This window comes from Candidatus Binatia bacterium (assembly GCA_023150935.1).
Lineage (GTDB): Bacteria > Desulfobacterota > Binatia > HRBIN30 > HRBIN30 > JAKLJW01.
The window spans coordinates 21,587-27,973 of record JAKLJW010000054.1 but is presented as its reverse complement, the minus strand read 5'-3'; the positions used below and the strand labels follow the sequence as shown (position 1 = coordinate 27,973).

Below are 6,387 nucleotides of genomic sequence, written 5' to 3'. Positions count from 1 at the left end.
AATCCAGGCTCGTACTCGCACAGCCGGGAAATCTCGCGTGCCGAGCTCACCCCGCAGCTGTAGGCGTACACCCACACGCTGATCAGCAACCGTGGATCGGTTGCCGAGCGCCCCGCTTCCCCCTCCATCACCTTAATCCCCTCGTAGTACCGGCGCAGATCCAAGCGCCCGACCAACTCCCAAATCGCTCGGGCAGGGTGGTCTTCCTCGATCAACCTCTCCACGTCCACCGGTCGCAGCAACAGCTGGCGGCGGTTGATCGGTTTCAACCGCGGACTTCCCTCGCACACCCCCTCGCTGCCACTCATCCCTTCCTCCGTGCGCGTCGTGACTCGCCACTGGGGCGACGGATGATCAGCGTGTGTTTATCCTCCACCACCCACTCGATCTCCTCGCCCTTCTCCAACTCCAGCGCCGCCGCCAACGGGGCAGGGCAGATCAGGTAGTACTGCCGGTTCTTGTCCCCGCGCTGAATAACCTGCACTCGGCTGACGTAGCCCATGGTAGCGGGGGATTTCGTAGCATAGCGATATCGCTAGTACTAGAGCGTTTCGATTTTTTCACACCTTCTCAGGCGCGGCGGCGCCCCAAGCTGGAGGCTCTCGCCGCCGTCGCCTGCAGCCGCTTGCTCGGCCCGCGGGCCGATGTCCCGACGACATCGAGCACCGCGCTCGGGTGCCGCGCGACGACACGGAGCAGCACGCGAGCGCTTCCTTCCGGCTGCCTGCGACCCTGTTCCCAGTTCCGCAGCGTCGCCACGCTGATGCCCATCAGGGCGGCGAACTTCGCTTGGCTGAGGCCGTAACGCTCGCGGACCGAGCGCACATTCTCCTCCGCGTACTCAAAGGCTCGCGACGGCTTCCTCTCGCCCCGCAAGATCGCGCCGCCCTCTCGCACGCTCTCCAGCAATTCGTGAAACAGTTCTTCTTTCATGGGTACTCCGTCTCGACGATCTTGCGCAGGATGGCGCGCTGGCGCGGCGTCAGATCACCCTGCTGGCTCTTTGCATATGCCAAGAGCATCAGCAGCCGGTCCCCCGCAACGTGACAGTAATAGATGACGCGGACACCACCCCGCTTGCCGTGTCCTTTTGCCGCCCAGCGGACCTTCCGCAGTCCTCCAGTACCCCGGATAAGGCGCCCCGCATCGGGACGAGCAACGAGCGCGGCCTGAAGCAGCCGGTATTCCTCATCCGATAGCAGTTCGAGGATTGCGGCCGTAAACGCATGCGTTTCGAGAATAACCACGGCCAGGTGGCTACGTCAATGGCGCAGATACGTCAATGGCTCAGACCGCAGAACCGCCGCGGCGCAGCGACACCCACTTCTCCCCCACGCTGACAAATGGCCTCAATCGCCCTTTTGCGCCTTCTTCTTGATGACGTTGAGCTGCCAGCCAGCCGCGGGCGGTGAATTGAGACGGTCCGCAATGTACGCGGTGCAGATCAGCTTCGTTGAGGTGGACAGGATCCGTGCAGAACCTTGGCTCAACGCCCCTGCAGCGAGGTCCGAGTAGACGACAATCCCGACAGCAGTTTGAGTTCCGAAGATCACACTGGCACCGGGAGCGATGCTCAGTGAGGTTGCAACCGGATCGTTGCCCGCTGCTCCGCCAGGCGCATAGAACACCTCGACACCGACGCGCATGGTTGCTGTATCGGTCGACGTGCACGAGAAGAACGTTCCCAGCCCCCCTTGACTGATCAGGCCGGCAACGGAGTAGACGTGGTGCGTCTTCTTTCCCGGATCGAGCACCGGCAGTGGGCTGTCGGCGATGCCGGCGAAGGCCCGCGAGCTGACCAGGCAGTAGAGCGCTGCCGCCCCGAGTCGTCCGATCAACTTCCCAGTCCGTTTCATCGCTGTTCCTCGCTTGTTGGCAAAGTGCCGTCGGGCGCTGCGCAGCCGGCATGAAGACCCGAATTCCCGCAATCGCTCGTTCTCAGACGTTGCCTTTCCCCCTCAAGCATCGCCAACCATCATCAGCCCGCCGAACGGTTTGGCGATGAGCCGCCGGCGCACTGTCGCTCGCGCCGAGCAGAGACCCTCAAGCCGGTCGGCTCCATCGCCGGGTTGGCGGCGGTCGCTGCGCTCATGCCAGTAGCCCGGGCGGCGGTGCTGGTGGGCGACGGCGACCACATAAGCGTAACCTTCCCACACGCGATAGATGATGTTGTACGGGAAGCCTGGAACGACCCGCTTGCGATATCCTCCCTCCAGAGGCGCACCGGCATCGGGGCTGGCGGAAATTCGCTCGGTTGCCTCCTCCACGGCTGACAGAAACCGCAGACCCAGGCCGTCCAGCTGGGCTTCGTAGAAATCCACCGAGCCATCCGTTTCCGCCCGAGCCTCCGGGTGGAAGATTACCTCCTTCACGACGTTCGCTTCGCTCGTATCTCCGCAAAGACCTGCCGCGCGGGAATCCCCTGGACGACGCCATCTCGTAGCTCTCGAAAGCGCCGCTCGGCCTCGACGATCCAGAGCTTCTCGATCTCCTCGGGCGATTCGACCGTCTCTTCGAGGCTTGCAAGTAGACGCACGGCGAGTCGCGCCCGGTCTTCCGCGGGCAGCTCAAGGGCATCGCCTTCGATCTCAGCTATGGAACGTGCCATCTCGTCCTCCCTAGAACTAGGGTAGCACGCCACTCGCGAGGGCCGCTAACTTCGAATCGGGCGTATCAATGAAATCCCCAACCCCCGCCGGGCTTCGCGGGTCAACGCACCCCCTGCTTCGCGTCCTTCCACTTCCGACTCCGCAACGGCGTCAAGGTTTTTCGCCGGATCCCACCGTTGCCTCACGCCGTGTTGGCCCGCGTGCGCCGGCGGGTGAACACCTTATCCTCCAACTCTCGCCCGATCGACAGATCCATGCGGCAGCAGAATCCCCACACATCAGCCAGGTCTTTGGGCTCGGCGCGATCGATCAGCGCTGTGAGTTTGTTGGCCAGCAGGTTCTCGGCACTGTCGACGCGGCGGTTCCCCCGGCGAGATAGAACCCTGTGCGCAGATCGCCAATACCGCTGATGACACGGTCCTGCAACGGATACAGGATGTCGAAGTAGAAGTCTGCCTCGTGCATGACCTGTGGTTTAGAGCAACTCGGGGTGGTGCCGGCTCAAGTACTCGACGAGGAAGTCGATGCCACGGCGCCGTGAGTCGGGGCGAACGCGCTGCCGCCACGTCGACCAACCGGCGGCCAGGGCGCGAAAGCCGAGCAGACGCACGATCTCGCCGTAGGGAGCATATTCGATCTAGCGCACCGCCGCCAAGTCACGGTTCAGACGAAGGAGGGACAGGGCCATTCCGAAAGGGCTCCTGTCCCCCTTTTCAGGCACGTGGCCGGCTGCCAGATCGGGGCGGAATCCTCGTCCCGCCCTCCAGGTTGCGCCAGCGCCGCATCCGCGGTACCCGCTTGACGCGGCCCCTCGGCGGCGCGGGGCGGAAAGGACTCCCATGCACTACGAACAAATCCTCTACGACGTCGCCGACCGGATCGCGACGGTGACGCTCAACCGGCCGCAGAAGCTGAACGCTTGGACGTCGCGAATGAACTTCGAAGTCCAGCACGCCCTTTGCAGCGCCGACCGCGACCCCGGGGTGCGCGTGATGATCGTGACCGGTGCCGGCAAGGGGTACTGTGCCGGGGCCGACATGGACATGCTGCAGGGGTTGCAGGGCGGTACGCTCGATGCCGAGGGGGCGCTCGGGGACGCGCAGTTGCCGTCGCCGGCAGACGCGACCACTCCGGAGGCCTTTCGCGGCCCGTACAGTTATCCGCTCGGGCTCTCGAAGCCGGTGATCGCCGCGGTCAACGGCGCCGCCGTCGGGCTGGGGCTGTCATACATGCTTTACTACGACCTGCGCATCGCCTCGGATCGCGCTCGCTTCTCGACCATCTTCGCGCGCCGCGGCCTCGTTGCCGAGCACGGTCTGTCGTGGATGTTGCCGCGGCTGGTGGGGATGGCCAACGCCTGCGACCTGCTGTTCAGCGGCCGCCTCGTCGACGCCGCCGAGGCGCTGCGCATGGGACTCGTCAACCGCGTCGTACCGCACGACGACCTGCTGCGGGTGACGCACGAGGTCGCCGCGGAGATCGCCACGTTCGCTTCGCCACGCTCGGTGCGCATCATGAAGCGGCAGATCTACACCGACCTGTCTGCCGATCTTGCCACGGCCATCACGGCGGCCGACGAGGAGATGGTTGCCAGTTTCGGCACCGACGACTTCCGCGAAGGCATCGCCTCGTTTCTCGAACGACGGCCGCCGCGATTTGCGGGAAAGTGAAAACCGGGAGTCGAGCGGTGGCGGCGCTGTGCTTTGCGGGCCTCGCATTTGTGCCTCGACATGACCGCGGCCGAGACGGTCCACACGCGCAGGCGGGCGGGCGTCGCCGCGGCTGAGGACAGGCTTCACAACCCCCGGCTCCGGCCTGGTGGAAGGCACGCGCCTGTTCTCGGCGCCCGGGTGTGGTAAGAGCCCTACGGTGATCTTTCCGATTGGCGACTCGCCGAATCCGCGTGGACTGCCGTTCTTCACTTACGCGATCGTCGGCCTGAACGTCGCCCTATATCTGTTGCTGACCGTGCCGCTCGGGACCCCGGTGGATCTCGCCGATCCGCTGTTGCCGGAGTATCTGCGGATCGTTGCCGCAAACGCACCGCCGAACACTCCCGTGCGCGAACTAATCGCGCAGGTCACCAACTACGATCTTTTCGTGTTTCGGCACGCGTTCCGGCCGGCGGCCCCGTCGCTGAGCGGGCTCTTCATCTCGCTCTTCCTGCACGCCAACCTCATGCACCTGTTCGGAAACATGCTGTTTCTCTGGATCTACGGCGACAACGTCGAGCATCGTCTCGGTTCCTTTCGCTTCCTGCTCGGTTACCTCGGCACCGGAATCGTGGCGACACTCTTTCACGCAGTCTTCAGTCCCGAGTCGCCGATTCCGTTGATTGGCGCGTCGGGCGCGATCTCGGGAGTCCTCGGGTTCTACTTCCGGTGGTTTCCGCACAATCAGGTCCGCCTGCTCGTCCTGATTCCGTTCTTCGTCAACGTATTCCTCGTGCCGGCCCGTCTGGTGTTGGGAATGTACCTGCTGCTCGACAATCTTCTCCCCTTTCTCGCAGCGCCAACGACCGAGGGTGGGGGAGTTGCTTACGGCGCGCACATCGGCGGCTTCATAGCCGGATTCGCCGCGACGTGGTTCATGGATCGGCGCGCGATCGAGGCCACCCCGAGCGAGTACCGCCATGCCGGCGCCTCGGCCGGCCCGCCAGCCGCGGCACCCGCGGCACTTGCCGATCTCGTCGCCGCCGGCCACTTCGCCGACGCCGCCGAACTCTACTTTTCCCTGCCCCAGCCGGTCGCCCGGCGTGCCCTCGCAGCGGCCGATCTGCTCGCCCTGGCCGCGTGGCTGCGCGAGCACGGCCATGCCAAGGCCGCCCTCACGGTGTACCAGCGAGCGGCGAGCGACAAGCGGCTCGGCCCTGACGCTGCCGCGGCCCATCTCGGTGCGGGACTGGTTCAGCTTGAGGACCTGGGCGAGCCGACACCGGCGTATCAGCATTTCGTCGACGCCCTGGATCTCGATCCAACGCCGCATGTCGCGGCACAGGCCCGGGCGGCGCTCGACCGGATCGCCGCCTTGCAGAAGTTCCCGCTGCGCAATCACCCGGGACGCCGTCTACGGATCTAGTCGGCCACCGCATCCATCACGCACACAATCGTCCAAGTGCCGGACGCAGCACCGGAGTCCAACGACCGCGTACCAGTGGAGGTCAGACAGAACCCCTGTCTAGCCAGTGAAACGCGGCGGGGGCACTGGTGACAGCGGTATTCCTTTTGAGTACACTGCCGCGCTGTCGGTGGGAGTGCAGGGCAAGATTGCGCTCCGACTGAGGGAGGGTGCCGATACGGAACGTGGAACGTCGAAGTGGGAGCCGACCGTGCGACAGACGCCGGAAAAGTCGGGACCGCCCGCAGGGGGGTCCGGCGGTGCGCTGATATCTTTCCCGCCGCCTCGCCTGACGGTCATCCGGAAGCGCCGAGCGGCGGGCAGGGTACGGGCCGAGGTGGTCGACTTCGCCGCGTCGTTGATACGCCGTGTTCTGCACGCGCGATTACCGGGAGCGGACGCGATCGAGGTACGGCGTGCGCGTACCGGGGTGATGACGGTCATTCATCGCTACCGCAGCACTTGGAACGGACGGCCGATAGCCTTGCCGGTGGCCCAGCTTCGGGCGCGCAGGGGAACGTTGCAACTTTACTGGCGGCACACCACCGGGCGCTGGGTCGCATACGAGGGGGAAGACGCCCGGCCATTTGTGGGCGGCCTGGCGGACTGCGCCCGGGAAATCAGCGACGATCGCTGGGGCTGCTTTTTCGGCTGATCTCTT

11 protein-coding genes are annotated in these 6,387 nt (G+C 65.1%); 3 read left to right on the top strand and 8 right to left on the bottom strand.

The genetic code is table 11. The annotated features are described in order from the left end of the window. The 8 genes from L6Q96_21060 to L6Q96_21025 all read right to left on the bottom strand — a co-directional run. Positions 1 to 308 (bottom strand): IS5/IS1182 family transposase (locus L6Q96_21060; GenBank protein ID MCK6557041.1); only part of this gene is annotated, 308 nt, incomplete at its 3' end. Further along, positions 305 to 502: a hypothetical protein gene (locus tag L6Q96_21055; GenBank protein ID MCK6557040.1), complete on the bottom strand. Its 198-nt coding sequence runs from the start codon at positions 500 to 502 to the stop codon at positions 305 to 307. The genes L6Q96_21055 and L6Q96_21060, both read right to left, overlap by 4 nt. A gap of 68 nt (positions 503 to 570) precedes the next feature. Continuing rightward, positions 571 to 933, bottom strand: coding sequence for a helix-turn-helix domain-containing protein (locus L6Q96_21050; protein ID MCK6557039.1), 363 nt, complete (start codon positions 931 to 933; stop codon positions 571 to 573). Then, entirely contained in the window at positions 930 to 1,247 is a 318-nt protein-coding gene (locus L6Q96_21045) for a type II toxin-antitoxin system RelE/ParE family toxin (GenBank protein ID MCK6557038.1), read from the bottom strand. The genes L6Q96_21050 and L6Q96_21045 overlap by 4 nt, the downstream gene beginning before the upstream one ends. A 102-nt stretch (positions 1,248 to 1,349) precedes the next feature. Next, complete coding sequence (locus tag L6Q96_21040; GenBank protein MCK6557037.1) at positions 1,350 to 1,838, bottom strand: hypothetical protein; 489 nt, start codon at positions 1,836 to 1,838, stop codon at positions 1,350 to 1,352. Positions 1,839 to 1,958: 120 nt separating this feature from the next. After that, positions 1,959 to 2,321, bottom strand: coding sequence for a type II toxin-antitoxin system RelE/ParE family toxin (locus L6Q96_21035; GenBank protein MCK6557036.1), 363 nt, complete (start codon positions 2,319 to 2,321; stop codon positions 1,959 to 1,961). Positions 2,322 to 2,368: 47 nt separating this feature from the next. Beyond that, positions 2,369 to 2,608, bottom strand: coding sequence for an addiction module protein (locus L6Q96_21030; GenBank protein MCK6557035.1), 240 nt, complete (start codon positions 2,606 to 2,608; stop codon positions 2,369 to 2,371). Positions 2,609 to 2,918: 310 nt separating this feature from the next. Further along, complete coding sequence (locus L6Q96_21025; GenBank protein ID MCK6557034.1) at positions 2,919 to 3,074, bottom strand: hypothetical protein; 156 nt, start codon at positions 3,072 to 3,074, stop codon at positions 2,919 to 2,921. Between the two features lie 374 nt (positions 3,075 to 3,448). Between L6Q96_21025 and L6Q96_21020 the strand changes: the two genes are divergently transcribed. The 3 genes from L6Q96_21020 (at position 3,449) to L6Q96_21010 (ending at position 6,381) form a co-directional block, all read left to right on the top strand. Beyond that, positions 3,449 to 4,279, top strand: coding sequence for an enoyl-CoA hydratase (locus tag L6Q96_21020; GenBank protein MCK6557033.1), 831 nt, complete (start codon positions 3,449 to 3,451; stop codon positions 4,277 to 4,279). Between the two features lie 199 nt (positions 4,280 to 4,478). Next, positions 4,479 to 5,687, top strand: a complete 1,209-nt coding sequence (locus L6Q96_21015) for a rhomboid family intramembrane serine protease (GenBank protein MCK6557032.1) — start codon at positions 4,479 to 4,481, stop codon at positions 5,685 to 5,687. Positions 5,688 to 5,793: 106 nt separating this feature from the next. Further along, the gene (locus L6Q96_21010) at positions 5,794 to 6,381 is read left to right on the top strand and encodes a DUF3024 domain-containing protein (protein MCK6557031.1); all 588 of its coding nucleotides are present in this window, start codon (positions 5,794 to 5,796) and stop codon (positions 6,379 to 6,381) included. The last annotated feature ends 6 nt before the right edge of the window (positions 6,382 to 6,387 follow it).

What these genes read in the sequence shown, in the direction of transcription:
- L6Q96_21055 (MCK6557040.1), bottom strand. Translation starts at nt 502, where the DNA reads ATGGGCTACGTCAGCCGAGTGCAGGTTATTCAGCGCGGGGACAAGAAC.
- L6Q96_21050 (MCK6557039.1), bottom strand. Translation starts at nt 933, where the DNA reads ATGAAAGAAGAACTGTTTCACGAATTGCTGGAGAGCGTGCGAGAGGGC.
- L6Q96_21030 (MCK6557035.1), bottom strand. Translation starts at nt 2,608, where the DNA reads ATGGCACGTTCCATAGCTGAGATCGAAGGCGATGCCCTTGAGCTGCCC.
- L6Q96_21025 (MCK6557034.1), bottom strand. Translation starts at nt 3,074, where the DNA reads ATGCACGAGGCAGACTTCTACTTCGACATCCTGTATCCGTTGCAGGAC.
- L6Q96_21020 (MCK6557033.1), top strand. Translation starts at nt 3,449, where the DNA reads ATGCACTACGAACAAATCCTCTACGACGTCGCCGACCGGATCGCGACG.